The 20,487-nt window shown below is 60.3% G+C and carries 13 protein-coding genes; 9 read left to right on the top strand and 4 right to left on the bottom strand.

Annotation, left to right across the window (positions count from 1 at the left end):
• Nucleotides 1-168 precede the first annotated feature (168 nt).
• A complete protein-coding gene (locus ACMG4M_RS10560; protein WP_414429949.1) occupies nucleotides 169-1,812 on the top strand; it encodes a S1 family peptidase in 1,644 nt (547 codons plus the stop codon).
• Here ACMG4M_RS10560 and ACMG4M_RS10555 read toward each other — a convergent pair.
• Together ACMG4M_RS10555 and ACMG4M_RS10550 are read right to left on the bottom strand one after the other, a co-directional pair.
• Nucleotides 1,777-2,619 (bottom strand): hypothetical protein, encoded by an 843-nt coding sequence (locus ACMG4M_RS10555; protein WP_414429948.1) that lies wholly within the window; start codon nucleotides 2,617-2,619, stop codon nucleotides 1,777-1,779. The genes ACMG4M_RS10560 and ACMG4M_RS10555 overlap by 36 nt on opposite strands.
• A gap of 40 nt (nucleotides 2,620-2,659) precedes the next feature.
• The gene (locus ACMG4M_RS10550) at nucleotides 2,660-3,766 is read right to left on the bottom strand and encodes an aminotransferase class V-fold PLP-dependent enzyme (RefSeq protein WP_414429947.1); all 1,107 of its coding nucleotides are present in this window, start codon (nucleotides 3,764-3,766) and stop codon (nucleotides 2,660-2,662) included.
• 209 nt (nucleotides 3,767-3,975) lie between these two features.
• On the opposite strand from ACMG4M_RS10550, the gene ACMG4M_RS10545 reads away from it, so the two are divergent.
• Both ACMG4M_RS10545 and ACMG4M_RS10540 read left to right on the top strand, forming a co-directional pair.
• Complete coding sequence (locus ACMG4M_RS10545; RefSeq protein ID WP_084573453.1) at nucleotides 3,976-4,611, top strand: TetR/AcrR family transcriptional regulator; 636 nt, start codon at nucleotides 3,976-3,978, stop codon at nucleotides 4,609-4,611.
• Nucleotides 4,608-5,159, top strand: coding sequence for a DUF1285 domain-containing protein (locus tag ACMG4M_RS10540; protein WP_414429946.1), 552 nt, complete (start codon nucleotides 4,608-4,610; stop codon nucleotides 5,157-5,159). The genes ACMG4M_RS10545 and ACMG4M_RS10540 overlap by 4 nt, the downstream gene beginning before the upstream one ends.
• 129 nt (nucleotides 5,160-5,288) lie before the next feature.
• Here the strand turns inward: ACMG4M_RS10540 and ACMG4M_RS10535 are convergent, their stop codons facing one another.
• A complete protein-coding gene (locus ACMG4M_RS10535; protein ID WP_272997179.1) occupies nucleotides 5,289-7,001 on the bottom strand; it encodes a bifunctional protein-serine/threonine kinase/phosphatase in 1,713 nt (570 codons plus the stop codon).
• 35 nt (nucleotides 7,002-7,036) lie between these two features.
• Nucleotides 7,037-8,506, bottom strand: a complete 1,470-nt coding sequence (locus ACMG4M_RS10530) for a NarK family nitrate/nitrite MFS transporter (RefSeq protein ID WP_035247372.1) — start codon at nucleotides 8,504-8,506, stop codon at nucleotides 7,037-7,039.
• 322 nt (nucleotides 8,507-8,828) lie between these two features.
• Here ACMG4M_RS10530 and nirB point away from each other — a divergent pair, with 322 nt between their 5' ends.
• The 6 genes from nirB to ACMG4M_RS10500 all read left to right on the top strand — a co-directional run bounded on the left by nirB (nucleotide 8,829) and on the right by ACMG4M_RS10500 (nucleotide 20,431).
• Nucleotides 8,829-11,357 (top strand): nitrite reductase large subunit NirB, encoded by a 2,529-nt coding sequence (nirB, locus tag ACMG4M_RS10525; RefSeq protein ID WP_414429945.1) that lies wholly within the window; start codon nucleotides 8,829-8,831, stop codon nucleotides 11,355-11,357.
• A 2-nt stretch (nucleotides 11,358-11,359) separates the two neighbouring features.
• On the top strand, nucleotides 11,360-11,704 hold the full coding sequence (gene nirD / locus ACMG4M_RS10520; RefSeq protein WP_035247378.1) for a nitrite reductase small subunit NirD: 345 nt from the start codon (nucleotides 11,360-11,362) through the stop codon (nucleotides 11,702-11,704).
• 22 nt (nucleotides 11,705-11,726) lie between these two features.
• Nucleotides 11,727-12,959, top strand: coding sequence for an NAD(P)/FAD-dependent oxidoreductase (locus tag ACMG4M_RS10515; RefSeq protein ID WP_414429944.1), 1,233 nt, complete (start codon nucleotides 11,727-11,729; stop codon nucleotides 12,957-12,959).
• Nucleotides 12,956-15,568 (top strand): molybdopterin-dependent oxidoreductase, encoded by a 2,613-nt coding sequence (locus ACMG4M_RS10510; protein WP_414429943.1) that lies wholly within the window; start codon nucleotides 12,956-12,958, stop codon nucleotides 15,566-15,568. The genes ACMG4M_RS10515 and ACMG4M_RS10510 overlap by 4 nt, the downstream gene beginning before the upstream one ends.
• 285 nt (nucleotides 15,569-15,853) lie before the next feature.
• Nucleotides 15,854-16,867: an alpha/beta hydrolase gene (locus tag ACMG4M_RS10505; protein ID WP_414429942.1), complete on the top strand. Its 1,014-nt coding sequence runs from the start codon at nucleotides 15,854-15,856 to the stop codon at nucleotides 16,865-16,867.
• Nucleotides 16,868-17,047: 180 nt separating this feature from the next.
• A complete protein-coding gene (locus tag ACMG4M_RS10500) occupies nucleotides 17,048-20,431 on the top strand; it encodes a hypothetical protein (RefSeq protein ID WP_414429941.1) in 3,384 nt (1,127 codons plus the stop codon).
• The last annotated feature ends 56 nt before the right edge of the window (nucleotides 20,432-20,487 follow it).

The raw sequence follows: 20,487 nt of genomic DNA, 5'->3' as shown, positions 1-20,487 counted from the left end.
TAAAAAACGACAAAAATAGCGACAAAATGACCGGACTCGGTGGTCATTTTTGGTTATCTTCTGGCACTTGGGTGCCATCGTTCTAATATCAGAACCAGGTCACAGGTATAAGCCAAAATCCTTAGTTAGTATACGTTGCGTAACGAAACGCTAACTGAGGGTAATTTTATGTGTCGTTTGATGGTGGCCCTGCTTCTGGGGGCGGGTCTGGTTCAGACGGTATCGGCGTTGGAAGCTCAACCCCGGGTCATCGGGGGACAGGATGTCACACAGGTGCGGTCGTGGATGGCCGAAGTGGAAATCAGCCGGTCCGGCAATCCCAATTTTTCGGCGACGCTCTGTGGCGGCACTCTGATTGCCCCCCGCTGGGTGCTGACTGCCGCCCACTGTGTGGCCAGTGTCGAGGCAGAGATGCTGTTTGTCTCCCTTGGCAACGTTAATCGCACCAGCACAGAGGCTCCGGAACAACTGACGGTAACCGAACTGCAGGTGCATCCGGCCTACAATGCCACCCACTTCCATAATGACCTGGCCCTGCTCAAACTGGCGGCGCCGAGCCGCTTCAAGCCATTGGATATGGCCAAGCCGCACATCGTTACCGAGCTGGCGCTGGGCAACCATGATGAAGCCCTGGAAGTGCTGGGCTGGGGTTCCACCACCCCGGATGGTTTTGCCCTGACCGAGACTTTGCAGAAAGCGGATCTGGACTTTGTGTCGCCGGATTACTGCGCCAGCCAGTGGAGCAATCTCACCGGCAACCAGATTTGTGCCGGCGAAATGAACCCTCAGGGTCAGAAGCAGGATTCCTGCCGTGGCGATAGCGGCGGGCCGCTGGTTTACCGCAAGGATGACCAGCAGTGGCTGGTGGGTGTGACCAGCTACGGCCATGAAACCTGTGCCACCGATGGTGTGCCGGCGGTCTATAGCCGCGTGGATAGATACCTGCCCTGGCTGGAAGAGACCACCTCCGGCGGACTGGTGGATCTACAGACAGAAGGCCTCAACGGTGATCAGTACCGCAACATGTCCAGTGCGGTGACCCTCTATCCGCGTATTGCCAATACCAGTACCCGCAATGACGCCCGCAATGTGGGCCTGCGTATCGAGCATCAGCCCGGTCTGTCTGTGGCGGTACCGGGCCTGTCCTGCCGGACCTACACGGGCTACACCGACTGTCGAAACAGTCTGTTCCTGGCACTGGGACAGACCAGCGCCACTTATGCCGTTACCCTGAAGGCCCCGTCCCGTTGGGCTGATCAGGTGCGAGTAAGCCCGATCAGCGACTCGTATGATTACTTCAGTTTGCGCAGCGAAGCGTTCAATCTGGTATTCAGTAACGAGCCGGATGTGGTGCTCAGTCTGACCACCAACCGGGGTAGCGATGGCCATGTTCGTGTCAGCGCTCTGGTGCGCAATGCGGCGACTCATCAGACAGCGGCGCGGGTGAGACTGGGCTTCATCTTGCCTGCAGGGTGGGAAACCGTTGAAATGCCGGGCAACTGCAGTGGCAGTCGTAGTGTTCAGTGCGGTCTTGGGGATTTGGGGCCGGAGCAGTTTGTGACCCAGCAACTGCTGCTTTCAGGGGAGGGATATGACCCCATGACAGTGCAGGTATGGACCGATAATGGTGATTTTCCAACCGGTGACAGCAAAGCCTACACTCGGCCCGCTCAAGCTCGTAGTGCCAGTAGCGGTGGTGGCAATACGACAGGAAATGACAGTGGTGGTGGCGGTGGCGGTAGTGGTGGCAGCTTGTCGTTCCTGGCGCTGCTGGGCCTAGCCCTGGTTGCCGCTCGACGGCTCCACCAGTGACAGGTGCCGCTGGCGCTCCGGCGCCAGCGCGCCCTGATTGCCTTTCCAGGGCACCGCATCCATGCCCTTGGGAATCTCCGTTAACTGGAACGGCGCCTTGATAATCTCGAAGTAGGGCGAGTGATCGAAATCTGCGGCGGTGATGGCTCGTGGCTGTAACCGCAGCAGGCGGCTACCGGAGCTATCTTCTTTTACCAGCGGCAGCACCGGGAACTGTACGAAACTGAACGCATCTGCGACCACGGTGCCAGTCAGTGCCCGGGCCAGCTCCCCGGCCCAGCGCCGAAACAGGTTGATGCGCCAGCGCAGCGGCAGCCATCGCCAGGGCATCAGGGTCAATAGTGCCAGGGCCGCCCAGGACTGGCTGCCGCCAGCGCCGATCCGGCTGATGGCATAGCGCAATACGTCCTGGGCTTCATTGTCACTCAGTCCCTGGGCCCGGCAGACACGGATCTGGCGGCCTTCCAGGGCGGACAGCGGCTCCACGATCAGGCCCCGTTCCAGCCGCGCATCAATCACCAGCTGGGTATCCGGTTCGCAGGGAGTGTAATCCCCCAGCAGGGCACGCAGGGCCGGGTCCGCCACGTCATGAAGTCGACCAACATAAAGCACCGCCCGGGCGAAGCGGCTGTCGCCGATTACCTTGAAGGTACGGTCCACATTGCTATGCCCGGCCACCAGCAGCACATCACAGGGTTTCAGTACGGTACGCAGGCTGTCCAGGTCGGCACTTGGCTGGCCACTGAACGGCTCGTCGCGCTGAAGGCGGCGGCAGATCCATTGATAAAAGGCCAGTTGTCGACTCATGGTGACTCCGTGTGCAAACACTTATTCGAGGACCCGGAGCTTACAACAGGGCCAGGGCCCGGTCGATGACCGAATGGTCAGTATAGAAATGCGGCGAAAAACGGACCCCGCCACCCCGTTCTGCACAGACCACGCCAGCCTGTCGTAAACGCTGAAAGGTGTCTGCCGGCGTTTCGCTTGGCAGGGTAAAGGTGACAATTCCGGCCCGACGCTGCCGGTCCACCGGGCTGAGCAGAGTGGCTCCCCGTTCCCGCAGGCCGTCGATCAGCCGCTGGACGCGATCCTGCAGGGCCTCGGCGACTTGCGCCATGCCTTCCTCTTCCAGCAGGGACAGGGATGCCTCCAGGGCATGAGCGCCGAGCATGTTGGGGCTGCCGCATTCGAAACGACGGGCATTATTGGCCACTTGCCAGTCGGTGGTGGTGTAGTTGCCGGCATTGGCCACCATATGCCAGCCGTGCTGGCGCAGGGTCAGCTTGTCCTGTACCGCCTGGCGGCAGTAGAACAATGCCAGCCCCTCCGGGCCCAGCATCCACTTGTGACCGTCGGCCACCACAAAATCCGCCTTGGCCTGTTCCGCGGAAAAGGGCAGGGCGCCGAGGATCTGGATGGCGTCCACACAAAACAGGATCTCTCGTTCCCTGCAGGCGGCGCCAATGGGCGCCATGTCCATCAGCAGGCCGGTGCCGTATTGCACTGCGGACAGGGACACCAGTCGTGTTCGAGGTCCCAGCGCATCGATCACCGCCTGTTCCGGTTCAGGCGTATCCAGGCTTACGGCGATCACTTCCACGCCCTGATCCGCCAAAGCTTCCCAGGGGATACGGTTGGAGGGGAACTCCTGATCGCTGATCACGATCTGGTCGCCGGCCTGCCAGTCAATACCCTGGGCAATCACAGACAGTCCTTCTGAGGTGTTTTTCAGCAGGGCGATTTCATCAATACTGACCCCGCCAATCAGCCAGGAAAGCCGCTCGCGCAGGCGCTGTTCCACTTTCAGCCAATGGGGGTAATCACGGGCACCGATCTCACAATTCTGGCGAGCGAATTCCGCGACCGCATCGCGGCTACGGGCGGGCCAGGGAGCCACCGCAGCGTGGTTGAGATAAAGCAGGTCTTCACGGTGGGGAAATTCCGGGTGGGCCATGATGTCTCCATTAACAGCTACAAGCTTCAAGCTACAAGTTGCAACGCGGGAGGGTGTGGTGGCAAGTATATAGCGCCGTGGCCGCGTTATTTACCATAGCAGCAATTGCATCGTGAACCCTGCTGCATGCTTATAAAAAGGGAATACGTTAGAATTGCGACTGTTCAGTCCTGGTTCACGTCCGTTATGCCGGGCTTAAGGAGAAATAGATGGGTGACCTGGAAAAAGCCACGCGCAAGGCGCAGGAATTTCGTCAACGGGAGCGCCAGATTCTGGATGCGGCCCTTGAGCTGTTCCTGGAAGAGGGCGAAGACCGTGTGACCGTGGAAATGATTGCTGACCGGGTCGGTATCGGCAAAGGCACCATCTACAAGCATTTCGAGACCAAGAACGAGATTTATCTGCTGTTGATGCTCCGTTATGAGGAGGATCTTGCCGAGGTATTCCAGACCATCTCCGGCGGCGATGACAAGGAACGGCTGGCACGGGAATACTTCCGTTTCCGGATCTCCGATCCCAAGCGTTACCAGTTGTTCGACCGCCTTGAGAACAAGGTGATCAAGGACCATGCCCTGCCGGAACTGGTGGACAAGCTGCATCGCATTCGCGAAGCCAACTTTGCCCGCCTCACCGATATCGTCAAGGCGCGTATTGCCGAAGGCTCACTGGAAGACGTGGACCCGATCTATCACATCTGCTCCGCCTGGGCGCTGGCTCATGGTGCGGTGGCCCTGATGGAATCCCCGTTCTACCAGAAGCTGATCGACGACAAGGATGACTTCCTGCATTTCCTGATCGAGATCGGCATTCGCATGGGCAACAAGGGGCAACGGGGGCCACGATGAAACAGGCGGAGGAACTGCTGGCATTACTGGAAAAGGCAGGCAAGGATGAAAGCGGCCTGCCGCCGGTGCACCAGTGGAAGCCGGAGCGGCATGCGGATATCGACATGCGGATCGCCCGGGATGGCACCTGGTACTACCAGAATTCCCCCATCCAGCGTGAACGCATGGTGGCGTTGTTCTCCACCATCCTGTTGCGCGAAGGCGATGACTACTTCCTGATCACCCCGGTGGAAAAGCTGCGCATCCAGGTGGACGATGCCCCTTTTGTGGCGGTGGAAGTGCAGCGCCTGGAAGAGGGCGGGGTGAACAAACTGGTCTTCACCACCAATGTGGGCAGCCACGTGGTGGCCGGTGACAAGCACCCCTTACGCGTGGAAACCGACCCACAAACCGGCGAGCCGTCCCCGTATCTGCTGGTCCGCGAAAACCTGGAAGCCCTTATCGGGCGCTCCGCGTTCTATCAGCTGGTGGACTGGGCGTTTGAGGAAAATGGGAAGCTGTTTGTGGAGAGCGATGGTCAGCGCTTTGAGTTGGGAAGCCTGGGATAATTGATAACGCGCGATCAGGGTTATTCTGGGTTTCAAGCAAAGAAGCCGCGCTCAACATTGGGCGCGGCCTCTTTGCGTTAAGATGCGAAGGAGTTTCTCGCGAAGTTATCAATTATCCATTCTCAATTATCAATTTCCCCTCATTGTAATGCTAATCAACAACAACACCCCGAGCACAATACTGATCCCTTTCCAGATGCGCAGTTGCCGGATGTCGTTGTCGATGGCCGGCTTGCTGCTGCGCATCGGGCGGCGCAGGGCGTCGCGGAATTCGGCGGCGTCAGTGAAGCGTTGTTTGGGTTGATGTTGCAAGGCGAGCTGCAGCACGTTGTTGATCCACAGCGGGACGAACGCGTTGTGTCTCTGCAGTGGCGGCAGGGGGCGATGGGCGGATTTTTCGTAGCGGCCCTGCCACGGCAGCGAACCGGTGAGCATTTCATGGATGATCACCGCCGCGGAAAACAGATCACTCTGTTCGCTGGGGGCAGCGCCATCCAGCAGTTCCGGAGCGCTGTAATCCCGGGTGCCGAGGGGAATGCCCGCATTGTGCTGCTCCATGCCCCGGCAATGGCAACTGCCGAAATCCACGATGCGGACCAGCCCGTCGGTATCCACCATGATGTTGTCCGGCTTCAGGTCGCCGTGGATCACATCGGCGCGGTGCAGGGCGCGGATACCGTTGAGTAGCTGATCCGCCAGATACAGTTTTTCTTCCACCGCCACATCAGGGTGTTCCTTCAGCCACTGTTGCAGCGTCACGCCGTCGATGAACTCCAGATGCTGATACAGGCAGCTGGGATTGTCCGGCTGGGGCAGGGTGCGTAGCAGGTGGGCATTACGCAGGCGCTGACCGACCCACCCTTCCATGACAAACCGCTCCAGCGCGTCCCGGTCGTCTTCCAGATTCACCGACGGTGTCTTGAGTACCGATTGCGTGCCGTTTTCATCCTCCACCAGATACAGGTGGCTACGCACACTGGCATACAGCTCCCGCTGTACGGTGAAACCGTCAACCCGGACCCCCGCGCTCAGTGGCGGGGGCAGGGGCAGGCTGCCGCGCTGGCGCAGGGCTTCGTCGGCGCTGGCGTCGGGCAGGCCATCCACCTGCAGCACCTGACAGCTCAGGTTGTCATCGCTGCCGCTGGCCAGGGCCGCTTCCACCAGACTGCGGGCAGCCATTTCCGGTTGGCCACTGGCACGCACTATGCCCTGCATGCGCGAACGGGACAGGAAACCATGCACGCCATCGCTGGTGAGCAGAAATACATCGCCCACCTGCAAATCACTGCGGCTGTAGTCCACATCCAGTCGGGTGTCGCCGCCCATGACCCGGGTGAGTACCTGGCGGTCGCCGCCGATCATGCGGCTGTGGTCGCGGGTGAGGCATTCCAGGCGTTCATTACGCAGTCGCCAGATACGCGAATCGCCTACCTGGAACAGGTGGGCGGTACGCGAGCGCAGTATCAGCAGGGACAAGGTGCACAGGTGGCTTTCCCCTGCCAGTGTCTGCCGGCACAGCCAGCGGTTCAGGGCTTCCAGTACCCGCTGTGCGGAGCGGGGCACACTCCATAGCGATGGCGTTGCATAGTAGTCGTTGATAAATCCGAGCACACAGGATTCCGCTGCCTCCCGGGCTGCACCGGCACTGGACAGCCCATCAGCCAGGGCGGCAACGATGCCCTTGGTACGCAGCAATGGGCCATCAGGAATCTGCATAGCCAGCGCATCCTGGTTGTGCAGCTTGGGCCCGGCATCGCTGTACTGGCCGATGCGAACCTGCGGGTGCAGGTCCGGCTCGGGGGCAATGGCTGAGTCCTCGGTCGTGACGTTGGCAACATCCATGATCAAAGCTCCTGTGTATGACCTGCCGAAAACACTCAGCCCACCTCGATGAGCTGAACGTCGCCTTTCTCATCAATTTCCGCAATGTGCCCTTTGGGTTCATCCAGGAACTGCACGGCGGCCAGGGCCACGGCAGCGCTGGCGGCAATCACCAGGAAGAAGGTGGACGGGTCCACAAAGGTCAGCACGGTCAGGAAGATCACCGCACCGGCGTTACCGTAGGCGCCCACCATGCCGGCGATCTGACCGGTAAGGCGTCGCTTGATCAGCGGCACGGTGGCGAATACCGCCCCCTCGCCAGCCTGCACAAAGAAAGAACAGCACATGGTGGCAATCACCGCCAGGGCAATGGGCCAGCTACTGCCTATCTGGCTCATCAGGCCGTAACCCACCATCAGACCGCAGAGCAGAATCGCCAATGATTTCTTGCGTCCGAACTTGTCGGAGACCCAGCCACCACCGGGGCGAGCCACCAGATTCATGAAGGCATAGCCGGAGGCCAGCAGGCCGCCAGTGACTGCCGACAGGGTAAAGGTATCGGTAAAGAACAGTGGCAGCATGGACACCACCGCCAGCTCGGAGCCGAAGGTCACCATATACGCCAGATCCAGAATGGCTACCTGCTTGAAGCTGTAGCGGTCGTGCTCGGGAACCCCTTCTTTCAGGTGTTCACGGTTTACTCGCCAGGCCTGACCAAGCTGTACCACCGCCAGGCTGATAATCAGTGCGGCCAACAGAATCTGTGTGGTCTGGCCGAACAGATTAAGATTGGTGGGCCCCAGGCGCCAGACGATCACCAGCAGGGCGATATACAAAGGCAGGCTCATGGCCAGGTAGAAGAACAGGTCTTTCCTGGTGCTCACTTCCAGCGCGCTGGCTTTCTTCGGCTTGAAATAGGACGCGCCCTGGGGCGTGTTGCGTGCCCGCCACAGGAAGAAAATCCCGTAGAGAAAGGAAACGGCGCCGGTGGTGGCAATGGCCCAGCGCCAGCCGTCATCGCCGCCGTAAAAGAGAGCCAGTGAAGGCAGGGTAATCGCCGCGGCAGCAGAGCCGAAGTTGCCCCAGCCACCATAGACACCTTCCGCCAGGCCCACTTCCCGGGCCGGGAACCATTCGCTGATCAGGCGTATGCCCACCACGAAACCGGCACCCACAAAGCCCATCAGCAGACGGGTCACCGCCAGTTGTTCATAGGTAGTGGAAAGCGCAAACGCCCAACAGGGGAGGGCGGCAAGCATCAGCAGTGAGCCAAACACCAGCCGGGGGCCAAAGCGATCCACCAGGGAACCGATCACCACCCGGGCCGGAATGGTCAGCGCCACGTTGAGAATCAGCAACGCCTTTATCTGTTCCGGGGTGAGGTCGAAGGCTTCGCGCAAATGCCCCATTAATGGCGCATGGGAAAACCACACAACAAAGGTAATAAAGAACGCCAGCCAGCTCAGGTGTAACAGGCGGATGCGTGGCGCGGAAAGATTCAACAGATTCAGCTTTTGATCGCTCATGACTTCTCCATGCATGGGCGGTTAACGACAGGGTGGTCTAGGCAACTCCTGTGCCACCTTGATAAGTGACTGTTTTCAATGGATTAAACGGAGAGAAATCGAGAGAAGGGCAATAACCGTGCGCAAATCGGGAGCGTTTATGGGTCATCGCGGTGCACGAAAAAATGCATTTTTCTCGTGCACGAACGCATTAAAAGAAAGCAGGAGTTCTGTGGTTATTGCCGAAAAAACAAAATAAATCTATTAAAAATAATGAGTTAGCAAGTTGGCACAGGCCTTGCTCAGTGATGGGTGTCAGTTATGCACCGCGAGGGTGAGCCTTATGGCAAAGCAACAACTTCTACTTATTGGCCACGGCATGGTGGGCCAACGTTATCTAGAGTCTCTGGTGGTCCAGGGTGGCCGCGAGCACTTCGACATTACCGTACTGTGCGCCGAGTCACTGCCGGCCTATGACCGCGTGGGGCTAACCAGCTACTTTTCCGGCAAGAACGCCGACGACCTGTCGCTGGTGCCTGAAGGGTTCTTCGCCGAGCACGACATTACCCTGAAGCTGAATACCAAGGCGGATGTCATTGATCGTGGTGCGCGCACCGTTACTACCAACACCGGTGAAACGCTGAACTACGACAAGCTGGTACTGGCCACCGGGTCTTATCCGTTCGTGCCGCCGATTCCCGGTAATGATCGAGACAACTGTTTTGTGTACCGCACCATCGATGATCTGGATGCCATGATCGCTGCCAGTAAAGACGGCAAAGTGGGCACCGTTGTGGGGGGCGGCCTGCTGGGTCTTGAGGCAGCCAAGGCTTTGCATGATCTGGGCCTGCAAACCCATGTGGTGGAATTTGCCCCGCGTCTGATGGCTGTCCAGGTGGACGACTTTGGTGGCGGCCTGCTCAAGGACAAGATTCAGGAATTGGGTGTCACCGTGCACACCAGCACCGGCACCAAAGACATTGTTGACGGTGAAACCTGCAAACACCGGATGAACTTCGGTGAAGACAATTACCTGGAAACCGATGTGATCGTGTTCTCCGCTGGCATCCGTCCCCAGGACGAACTGGCCCGCGCCTGTGAGCTAGAGCTGGGCGAGCGTGGCGGTGTCGTGGTGAACAACCACTGTGTCACCTCGGATGACAGCATTTATGCCATCGGTGAAGTGGCGTTGTGGGAAGGCCGCATCTTCGGTCTGGTGGCGCCGGGTTACCAGATGGCGGAGATCGCCGCCGAGCACCTGATGGGCAAACAGGAAAAACAATTCCTGGGCGCGGACATGAGCACCAAGCTGAAACTGATGGGCGTGGACGTGGCGTCCATCGGTGATGCCCACGGCAACACTCCGGGTTCACGCAGTACCGTGTTCATGGATCAGACCGTCGGCATCTACAAGAAGGCGGTGATCAGCGAATGTGGCAAGAAACTGCTGGGCGCCGTGCTGGTAGGCGATGCCAATGATTACGGCAACCTGCTGCAGCTGTGCCTGAACGAGATGGACCTGCCTGGTGATCCGGCGGCACTGGTCGCCCCGGTTTCCGATGGTGCGCCCCTGCTGGGCGCCGATGCTCTGCCCGATACCGCCCAGATCTGTTCCTGTAATAACGTCTCCAAGGGCGACCTGTGTGCCGCCATTGATGATGGCGCCATGACCGTGGGTGATCTGAAATCCTGCACCAAGGCTTCGGCTACCTGTGGTGGTTGTTCGGCGCTGGTGAAACAGGTGCTGGACAGCGAACTGGAAAAACGTGGCGTGGAAGTGAACAACCACCTCTGCGAGCACTTTCCCTATTCCCGCCAGGAAATCTATCACCTGGTACGGGTAGGGCAGATCACCACCTTTGATGAGCTGCTGGAAAAACACGGCAGCGGTGAAGGTTGTGATATCTGCAAACCCACCGCGGCCTCGGTGTTGGCATCCTGCTGGAATGACTATGTGCTGAACAAGCCCCACGCGGGCCTGCAGGACACCAACGACTACTTCCTGGGCAACCTGCAGCGGGACGGCACCTATTCTGTGGTACCCCGTGTGGCCGGCGGTGAAATCACCCCGGACAAACTCATCGTGCTAGGCGAAGTGGCCAAGAAATACGACCTTTACACCAAGATCACCGGCGGTCAGCGGGTGGATCTGTTCGGTGCCCGCGTTGAGCAGCTGCCGGATATCTGGCGCACCCTGGTGGATGCCGGTTTTGAAACCGGCCATGCCTACGGCAAGTCCCTGCGTACCGTGAAATCCTGTGTCGGTTCCACCTGGTGCCGCTACGGGGTGAAGGATTCCGTAGGCACCGCCATTCAGGTGGAAGAGCGTTACAAGGGCTTGCGTAGCCCACACAAGATCAAGATGGCCGTCAGTGGCTGTACCCGAGAGTGTGCCGAAGCGCAGAGCAAGGATGTGGGCGTCATCGCCACCGAGAAAGGCTGGAACCTGTATGTCTGCGGTAACGGCGGCATGCGCCCCCGCCATGCGGATCTGTTTGCTTCGGATCTCACCGACGAACAGCTGATCAAGACCGTGGATCGCTTCCTGATGTTCTACATCAAGACTGCCGATCGCCTGCAGCGCACCAGCGTCTGGCTGGAAAACCTGGAAGGCGGTCTGGATTACCTCAAGCAGGTAATTCTGGACGATTCCCTGGGCATCGGTGCCGAGCTGGAAGCGGAAATGGCACATGTGATCGACACCTACCAGTGTGAGTGGAAGACCACCATCGAAGACGATGAAGCGCTGAAACGCTTCAAGCATTTCGTCAACGATGACAGCGCCGACGACAACCTGAAATACGTGCGCGAGCGCGGGCAGCGTCGTCCGGCCTTTGAACATGAACGTATCGAACTGGTCGAGGAGGCATAAGCATGAACAGTTCCGTAGCCGTGCAATGGAAAGCCGTGTGCAAGCTTGATGATGTGCTGCCGGGCACCGGGGTAGGCGTGCGCCTGCCCGGTCGCCAGGCGGCCCTGTTCCGCACCAGCGATGGCAGCCTCTACGCCCTGGATAACCGCGACCCGTTCAGCCAGGCCAATGTGCTAAGCCGGGGCATCCTCGGCTCGATGGGCGACAAGCGAGTGGTGGCTTCGCCGATCTACAAGCAGCACTTCGATCTGGAAACCGGCCAGTGCCTGGAAGACGAAGCCGTCTCCCTCACGGTGTATCCGGTACAGGTGGAAGGCGACCTGATCAAACTGGCCGTCCCGGCCTGAATACCGCAAGGGCGATGTAGTAATGAAGCGACTGGTGGTAATTGGTAACGGCATGGCGGCGTGCCGCCTGCTGGAAGAGCTCACCCGCCTGGCGCCGGATCTCTATCAGATCACGGTGGTAGGGGAGGAGCCCTTTGCCGGTTACAACCGGGTCATGCTGTCGCCCTTGCTGGGCGGCGGCACCGACGAACAGACCATTACCACCTATCCCCACCAGTGGTATCGCGACCGGGATATTCGTTTGATTACCGGTTCCCCGGTGGTGGAGATTCACCGTCATCGTCGTCAGGTGATCACCGCGGCGGGTCACGTGCTCGGCTATGATCGCCTGCTGCTGGCCACCGGCGCGGCCCCGCGCCAGTTACCGGTGGACGGCGTGGCATTGCAAGGCGTCATGAGTTTTCGGGACCTGCATGACGTGAGGACATTATTGTCGCTGCCGGCTGCCCGAGTAGTGGTCGTGGGTGGTGGCTTTCTGGGATTGGAGGCAGCCGATGCGCTGGTGAAACAGGGGCACGATGTGACTCTGGTACACAGCCGCGGGCACCTGCTTAACCAGCAACTGGATAAAGCGGCAGGCCATCGCCTGCAACAGGATCTGGAAGCCCGGGGCCTGAAATTCGCCATGCAGGCGCGCACCCAATCCATCGAAGATAACGGTCACGGCGGTGTCGCTGCCGTACACCTGGGCGACGGACAGCGACTGCCTGCCGACTATGTGGTGCAGGCGGTGGGTATCGTGCCGCGCACCGAGCTGGCCGCCCAAGCTGGCCTCACCGTCAATCAGGGCATCCGCGTGGACGACACCCTGCAAACCTTCGACCCGGCCATCTATGCCATCGGTGAATGCGTGGAGCATCGCCAGCGTACCTTCGGCCTGGTGGCGCCCCTGTATGAGCAGGCGTCAGTGTGTGCCAGCCATCTGGCCGAGCTGGGGCATCGGCGTTACCTGTATGCGGACACCGCCACCCGGTTGAAAATTTCCGGTATTGATCTGGTGTCCTTTGGGGATTTCTCCGACGATGGCGACACCCTGCAGCTGGAGTTGCCCGGCAGTTACCGGCGGCTGCAGATCCGTGACAACCGCATCGTTGGCATGGTGTTGTACGGCGATGTGGGCGACAGCGCTTTCTTTGAAAACCTATGGCGGAACCAGACCGACATCAGTGCGGTACGCGCCACCCTGTTACTGGGTGAAGCCTTCTGCAATCTGCCCGGCGATGGTGGCGACCAGCAGAGGGAAGTTGCCGCATGAGTATTTGCACTACCTGTCCTTACTGCGGCGTGGGCTGTGGCATCAAAACCGACGGCGTCCAGCTGCAGGGTGACAAGCAGCACCCGGCCAATGCCGGGCGCCTGTGTGTGAAAGGGTCCTCGGTACTGGAAACCCTGGGCGATCAGGATCGCCTGTTGCAGCCTGAAGTGAATGGGCAGGTAGTCCCCTGGGATTATGCCCTGGATGAAGTGGCCGACCGGTTCCGCCGCATCGTCGATGAACACGGCCCGGATGCGGTGGCTTTCTATGTGTCCGGCCAGTTGCTCACCGAAGACTATTACGTGGCCAATAAACTGATGAAAGGGTTTATTGGCAGCGCCAATATCGATACCAATTCCCGTCTGTGCATGAGCAGCGCGGTGGTGGCCCACAAGCGCGCCTTTGGCGAAGACGTGGTGCCCGGCTGCTATGAAGATCTGGAGCTGGCGGACCTGGTGATTCTCACCGGTTCCAATACCGCCTGGGCGCACCCCATCGTCTATCAGCGTATTGCCGCCGCCAAACAGGCGCGTCCGGACATGAAAGTGGTGGTCATTGATCCCCGCCGCACCGCCACCTGTGATCTGGCCGATCTGCACCTGGCCATTCGCCCGGGGCAGGATGTGCCCTTGTTCAACGGTCTGCTCACCTGGCTGGATGATCACGGCGCGCTGGACCAGGATTATATCGATGCCCATACCGACGGTTTCGACGCCACTTTGAGCACGGCGCGTCAGCAGGGAAATGATTGGGACGCGCTGGCCGAGCAGATGGGCGTGAGCAAGGTAGATCTGACCACCTTCTATCACTGGTTTGCCGCCTGCGAGCGTACCGTTACCGTATTTTCCCAGGGCGTGAATCAGGCCCGCAACGGTTCTGATCAGGGCAACGCCATCATCAACGCCCACCTGGCCACCGGCCGGGTGGGCAAGCCCGGAGCCAGCCCGTTTTCCATCACCGGTCAGCCCAATGCCATGGGCGGGCGTGAAGTGGGTGGGTTGGCCAACCAGCTTGCCGTGCACCTGGATATCGATAATCCGGAACACCATGCCGCCGTGGCGGATTTCTGGCAGACCGAATCTCTGGCGAAAGAAAACGGCCTCACCGCTGTGGACCTGTTTAATGCGGTGGAAAGCGGTCAGGTCAAAGCGGTGTGGATCATGGCCACCAATCCGGTGGATTCCCTGCCAGAAGCGGACCGGGTGCGGCATGCACTGATGGCCTGCGACACCGTGGTGGTGTCCGACTGCGTGGCCAGCGGCGACACCCTGGCCTGTGCCGATATCCGTCTGCCCGCGCTGGGCTGGGGTGAAAAATCCGGCATGGTGACCAACTCCGAACGCTGTGTATCGCGCCAGCGTCCTTTTGTGAAAGCCCCCTGCAACGCAAAAGGGGACTGGTGGATTGTTACCGAAGTGGCCCGTCGCATGGGCTACGCCTCCGCGTTTCCCTATCAGCACGAACACGAGATTTTTGCCGAGTACTCGGCGCTCACCGCATTGGCGGGCAGATTTGGCAAGCGGCTGGATATGACCGCTGCTGCGGACCTGAGCGCCGACCAGTATGAGCAGTGGCAGCCGCAACAGTGGCCGCTGCAAGGGGACCCTCGCTGCTTTGGTGACGGATGCTTCGCCACACCGAATGGCCGTGGCCGTTTTGTTGCCTGCGAGAATCCCAGGGTGCGTCAGATCGGCGATGCCTTCCCGATCATTCTCAACAGCGGTCGTATTCGCGACCAGTGGCACACCATGACACGAACCGGTCGCGCCGGACGTCTGTTTGCCCACCTGAGCGAACCCTTTGCCGCGTTGCACCCCAAGGACATTGAGCGTTACCGACTGAAGGAGGGCGGTTTCGTGCGCCTTGCCAGCAAGGTCGGTGACGCTCTGGTGCGGGTAACCAGTGATGCCGGGCAACGCCCCGGCACTGCGTTCATGCCCATGCACTGGACCGATCAGTTTTCTCGCCGAGCCCGGGTGGACGCCCTGGTGCCGGCACGTCTGGATCCGCATTCCGGCCAGCCGGCGTTCAAGCATACGCCGGTCAACGTCAGCGACTGGCAACCCCGCTGGCATGGCTGGTTGTTCACGGTGGCACCCCCTCCTGCCGTGGAGTACTGGGCCCGAGTTCCCGTTGATGCATTTTTGCAGACGGGCCAGGTACAACGTTATCGGCTGGCCGGCGATGCGGACCTAACCGAACAACAGCTTCACGACTGGATGCCCGAAGCCGCCCAGTGGCTGGCACTGAACGATCCCGCTACCGGGCATTTTCGCCGCGCGGCTCTGGACAGCGAAGGGCGCCTGCTGGCCTGGCTGGCCATCGGCGAGGAGCTGCCTTTATGCGACGTGGAGTGGCTGGCAAACTGTTTCGCCGACGAGGCGGACACCCAGCACCTGGCGTTGCTCGCCGGGCAGCCGGTGGATGCCGGCCCAGACCTGGGGCCGGTGATTTGCAGTTGCTTCCAGGTACGTCAGAAGACCATCGAAGCGACAGTGGAAGAGGGCGCCGACAGCGTGGAAGCCATCGGTACATGCTGCCAGGCCGGCACCAACTGTGGCTCCTGCATTCCGGAACTGCGTGGCTTGCTGGAAACCTGCAGCGTTTGACGTTTGAGGTTCCTTCAAACAATGATCAAAACGTAGGATGGGTTAGCCGCAGGCGTAACCCACCAATTCCCAACCTGGCCATGGAGGATTACGTCTGCTGCTAATCCACCCTACATATGGACCACCCCTTCTTTTGTGGGAGCTATGCTTGCATGGCGAAGAGCTACTTGTTTTATCTCTGTGCTCTCTGTGTCCTCTGTGGTTAAACAGGCTTTTCCCTGTCACCTTGCCCGTATCCCGATCAACGCTTAGTCTCCAAGCAACGGTTTCTATGCGGCGCAACCCATGAAGAACAACAAGAAACATTATCCAGCATTAAGCTGGCAGGGCAGGGCCATCAATACGGTGGCCAGGGGCATGGTCAAGCCAGTAATCAGCCGGCTGAAATTTTCCCGCCGTTTCATGAAATTTTCCCAGCTGGGTTTCGACGCCGTCACGCTGGCATTGCCGGTGCCCTCCGACGTGCATATCTCACGGGCCCAGGTGGGCGGGGTACCTGGAGAATGGTTGATCACCGGGCGGCGGGTGCGCAGCAACCGGGTGGTGCTGTACTTCCACGGCGGCGCCTACTTTTTTGGTTCGCCTCGTTCCCATCGGGCTGTCACTTGGCGACTCAGTCATTACTGCCGTGCCAAGGTGTTGGCGCTGGATTACCGGCAACCGCCGGACTGGGCGTACCCCGCACCGCTGGAAGATGCGGTTCGGGCCTACAAGGCATTGCTGGATACCGGTTACAGCAGTGAGCATATCGTCTTTGCCGGAGATTCCGCCGGTGGAAATTTGGCGCTGGTCACCATGCTGCGGTTGCGGGAACTGAAACTGCCGTTGCCCTCATCGGCAGTGCTGATCAGCCCCTGGGGTGACCTGACCTGCTCTGGCGACAGTATCCGTGACAATGCAGACAAAGAGCCTCTGATTCCCCTGGGCGCACTAGAATTTGTCTCCGCGTCATACAGTCAGGGTTATGATCCGGCCTCTCCGATGATTTCACCGGTCTTTGCCGACTTCACCGGCCTGCCACCGTTGCTGGTGCAGGTGGGCAGCAACGAACTGCTTTACAGCGATGCGGTGCGCATTGCCGAGCAGGCAGAAAAAGCGGGCGCGGATTGCCAATTGCAGGTCTGGGATCGTATGCCCCATGTATTTCATGCCCTGGCGGCCTGGCTCCCCGAGGCCGGCCTGGCCCTGCAGGAAATCGGCGCCTTTGTGCATGGTCATCTCAGTGATCGCGATCGAGACCGTCATGTCCGCGCACGGGCAACCGTGGTTGGCAGGCTGGATTCCGCAGGCAAAGGGTAAATTGTTATCAAAAGTAGCCTTGATCGGAGTTCAGACACGGTTCCGTAACGCTGGCTACGCTTGATTACAGTTGGCCAACTTCCTTGCTCTACAGCAGATTGCACATCCCTTCCATAGTCGGTGATGCCAGTCTCCGTTCGGAGACCATAATGACGACAAAGTACGATGGAGGGGTTCATCTTGGCTAATCAATTCAAACTTCTGGTAGGCAGCAGCGCCCTGGCGGCATTGCTGACGGCCTGTGGCGGTGGAGGCAGCAGCTCAACGCCTGCCGAATCCAGCCCGGCGGCCCGCGCCCTGCCTCCGGAAATCGCAGAGATTATCGACGATCAGAACGAGTTAACCGATGCCTTGTGTCCCGGTGCGTCCGGCGATGCCGGGGAGGACGGTTCCGTTGACCCGGAAGCCTGCCTGGATGAAAGCGAGGACGCTGCAGAGGAAGATACCGGCTACGAGCTGTCACTGAATCCGGTAGTACAGCAGTTCTGCCCGGAAGCGGCAGAGGTATTCGATGCCACGCTCACTTTCAATGGTGAAATGCTGGATCAGGATTTCATCTACGATACCGATACTTCCTTTGATGGCTCCGCGACCTTCCCGGCGGCCTGTCTGCAGGAAGCAGCCGGTAACTTCCAGAACATCGGCGACATGATCGGTGGCTCCAACCCGCTGACCGAACAACTGTGTCCGGAAGCGGCGGCGAATAGCCCGATTGATCCGGCAGCCTGCTTTACGGAAGCCGTTGGCGGCGGTGGCGACTTGCCTGGTGGTGATGGCGGTCTCCCCGGTTCTGACCAGCTGCTTGCTCAGCTTTGCCCGGAAACCGGCGAACAGGAGGTGGGCCCGGAAACGCCTGTCAACTGCCTTAACGAAGCCAGCCGTGCCTACGTAGACATTTACGATATGCTCACCGCCAGTAATCCTCTGACCGAGCAGATTTGTCCTGAAGATAATGCGGATGGCCGAATTGATCCTCCCCAGTGTTTTGCTGAAGCCCTGATGGGCGGTGGCATTCCAGGTGGTGGTGATGGCGGCGGCGGTGGAGGCGACGGCGGTAGCAATCCGTTCGCCCCTGCCCTTGAGCAGTTCTGCCCGGAAACCGCCATGGCGGACCTCGGCCCATCCACACCGATCGACTGCCTGGCGGAAGCTGGCGGTAACTTCCAGGACGTGCAGGACCTGCTGCTGGGCTCCAACCCGCTGACCGAGCAACTGTGCCCGGAAGCCGCGGCGAACAGCCCGATCGATCCCGCAGCCTGTTTCTCTGAAGCAGCCGGTGGCTTTGCCCCGGGTGGCGGTGGTCTGCCAGGTGCTGACGGTAACCCGCTGGAGCCGGTTCTGGCGCAGTTCTGCCCGGAAACCTCCATGGGCGACCTGGGTCCGACCACTCCGATCGACTGTCTGACGGAAGCCGGTGGTAACTTCGGCGACGTGCAAGACCTGTTGCTGGGCTCCAACCCGCTGACCGAGCAACTGTGCCCGGAAGCAGCGGCCAACAGCCCGATTGATCCCGCAGCTTGCTTCGAAGAAGCCGCCGGTGGCTTTGCCCCGGGCGGCGGTGGTCTGCCAGGTGCCGACGGCAACCCGCTGGAGCCAGTACTGGCCCAGTTCTGCCCTGCAACTTCTGAAGCAGATCTAGGTCCGACGACTCCGATCGACTGTCTGACGGAAGCCGGTGGCAACTTCGGCGACGTGCAAGACCTGCTGCTGGGCTCCAACCCGCTGACCGAGCAACTGTGCCCGGAAGCCGCAGCTAACAGCCCGATTGATCCCGCAGCTTGCTTTGAAGAAGCAGCCGGTGGCTTTGCCCCGGGTGGCGGTGGTCTGCCAGGTGCCGACGGCAACCCGCTGGAGCCGGTACTCGCGCAGTTCTGCCCGGAAACCTCCATGGCCGATCTGGGTCCGACCACGCCGATCGACTGTCTGACCGAAGCCGGTGGTAACTTTGGCGACGTGCAAGACCTGCTGCTGGGTTCCAACCCGCTGACCGAGCAACTGTGCCCCGAAGCAGCGGCGAACAGCCCGATTGATCCCGCAGCTTGCTTCGAAGAAGCAGCCGGTGGCTTTGCCCCGGGTGGCGGTGGTCTGCCAGGTGCCGACGGCAACCCGCTGGAGCCGGTACTGGCGCAGTTCTGCCCGGAAACCTCCATGGCTGATCTGGGTCCGACCACTCCGATCGACTGTCTGACCGAAGCCGGTGGTAACTTCGGCGACGTGCAGGACCTGTTGCTGGGTTCCAACCCGCTGACCGAGCAACTGTGCCCGGAAGCAGCGGCCAACAGCCCGATTGATCCTGCTGCCTGCTTTGAAGAAGCCGCCGGTGGCTTTGCCCCGGGTGGCGGTGGTCTGCCAGGTGCCGACGGCAATCCGCTGGAGCCAGTATTGGCGCAGTTCTGCCCGGAAACCTCCATGGCTGATCTGGGTCCGACCACTCCGATCGACTGTCTGACCGAAGCCGGTGGTAACTTTGGCGACGTGCAAGACCTGCTGCTGGGTTCCAACCCGCTGACCGAGCAACTGTGCCCGGAAGCGGCGGCGAACAGCCCGATTGATCCTGCAGCCTGCTTCGAAGAAGCAGCCGGTGGCTTTGCCCCGGGCGGTGGTGGTCTGCCAGGTGCTGACGGCAACCCGCTGGAGCCAGTACTGGCGCAGTTCTGCCCGGCTACCTCTGAAGCAGATCTGGGTCCGACCACACCGATCGACTGTCTGACCGAAGCCGGTGGTAACTTCGGCGACGTGCAGGACCTGCTGCTGGGTTCCAATCCGCTGACCGAGCAACTGTGCCCGGAAGCGGCTGCTAACGCGCCGATCGACCCCGCTGCCTGCTTCATGGAAGCGGCCGGTGGTTTTGCTCCGGGCGGTGGTGGTCTGCCGGGTGCCGATGGCAACCCGCTGGCGCCAGTGCTCGAGCAGTTCTGCCCCAATACGTCTGATGCGGATCTGGGTCCGACCACGCCGATCGACTGCCTGACTGAAGCCGGTAACAGCTTCGGCAACGTGGAAGAGCTGCTGTTGGGTCCCAACCCATTGACCGAGGCGCTGTGCCCGGAAGCGGCGGCTAACGCGCCGATCGATCCGGCTGCCTGCTTCATGGAAGCGGCCGGTGGTGGTCTGCCCGGTGGTGGCGGTGGCGACAACCCGCTAGCCCCGCTGCTGGAGCAGTTCTGCCCGGAAACCGCTGCTGGTGCGGTGGGTCCCACCACGCCCACTGACTGTCTGACCGAAGCCGGCGCCGGCCTTGCTGCCCTGGAAGAGCTGTTGGGCCCGTTGAGCGAGCCGAACCCGCTCACCGATCAGGTGTGCCCGGAAAACTCTGGAACCGGTACCGTGGATCCGACCCAGTGCTTCATCGAGTCCCTGGACAACGTGGAGCTGCTCAACTCCGAGCAGATCGGTCTGCTGCCCGGCTGTCCGCTACTGAGTGCCTTTAATGACGAAGGTAATCTGTCGCTGACTCTGGGTCTGGCTTGTCTGGCGAACCAGGAAACTGGAGAGGGCATCTCTCTGGAATCCGGTAACGCCCTGACGGATCTGTTCGACAGCCTGCTGGGTGGTTTGCTCTAAGCATCTGCTCAATAACGCAACATAAAAAAGCCCGGCCTTCGCGCCGGGCTTTTTTT

It is taken from the genome of Alcanivorax sp. IL3 (assembly GCF_047495465.1).
Classification (GTDB): Bacteria; Pseudomonadota; Gammaproteobacteria; order Pseudomonadales; family Alcanivoracaceae; genus Alcanivorax; species Alcanivorax jadensis.
This window is presented reverse-complemented; position numbering and strand designations above follow the sequence as displayed.

Excerpts from the sequence above, each read along its gene's own strand:
- ACMG4M_RS10530 (WP_035247372.1), bottom strand. The coding sequence starts at position 8,506 with ATGAGCGATCAAAAGCTGAATCTGTTGAATCTTTCCGCGCCACGCATC.
- ACMG4M_RS10560 (WP_414429949.1), top strand. The coding sequence starts at position 169 with ATGTGTCGTTTGATGGTGGCCCTGCTTCTGGGGGCGGGTCTGGTTCAG.
- ACMG4M_RS10555 (WP_414429948.1), bottom strand. The coding sequence starts at position 2,619 with ATGAGTCGACAACTGGCCTTTTATCAATGGATCTGCCGCCGCCTTCAG.
- ACMG4M_RS10505 (WP_414429942.1), top strand. The coding sequence starts at position 15,854 with ATGAAGAACAACAAGAAACATTATCCAGCATTAAGCTGGCAGGGCAGG.
- ACMG4M_RS10540 (WP_414429946.1), top strand. The coding sequence starts at position 4,608 with ATGAAACAGGCGGAGGAACTGCTGGCATTACTGGAAAAGGCAGGCAAG.
- ACMG4M_RS10545 (WP_084573453.1), top strand. The coding sequence starts at position 3,976 with ATGGGTGACCTGGAAAAAGCCACGCGCAAGGCGCAGGAATTTCGTCAA.
- nirB (WP_414429945.1), top strand. The coding sequence starts at position 8,829 with ATGGCAAAGCAACAACTTCTACTTATTGGCCACGGCATGGTGGGCCAA.
- ACMG4M_RS10515 (WP_414429944.1), top strand. The coding sequence starts at position 11,727 with ATGAAGCGACTGGTGGTAATTGGTAACGGCATGGCGGCGTGCCGCCTG.
- ACMG4M_RS10510 (WP_414429943.1), top strand. The coding sequence starts at position 12,956 with ATGAGTATTTGCACTACCTGTCCTTACTGCGGCGTGGGCTGTGGCATC.
- nirD (WP_035247378.1), top strand. The coding sequence starts at position 11,360 with ATGAACAGTTCCGTAGCCGTGCAATGGAAAGCCGTGTGCAAGCTTGAT.
- ACMG4M_RS10535 (WP_272997179.1), bottom strand. The coding sequence starts at position 7,001 with ATGGATGTTGCCAACGTCACGACCGAGGACTCAGCCATTGCCCCCGAG.
- ACMG4M_RS10550 (WP_414429947.1), bottom strand. The coding sequence starts at position 3,766 with ATGGCCCACCCGGAATTTCCCCACCGTGAAGACCTGCTTTATCTCAAC.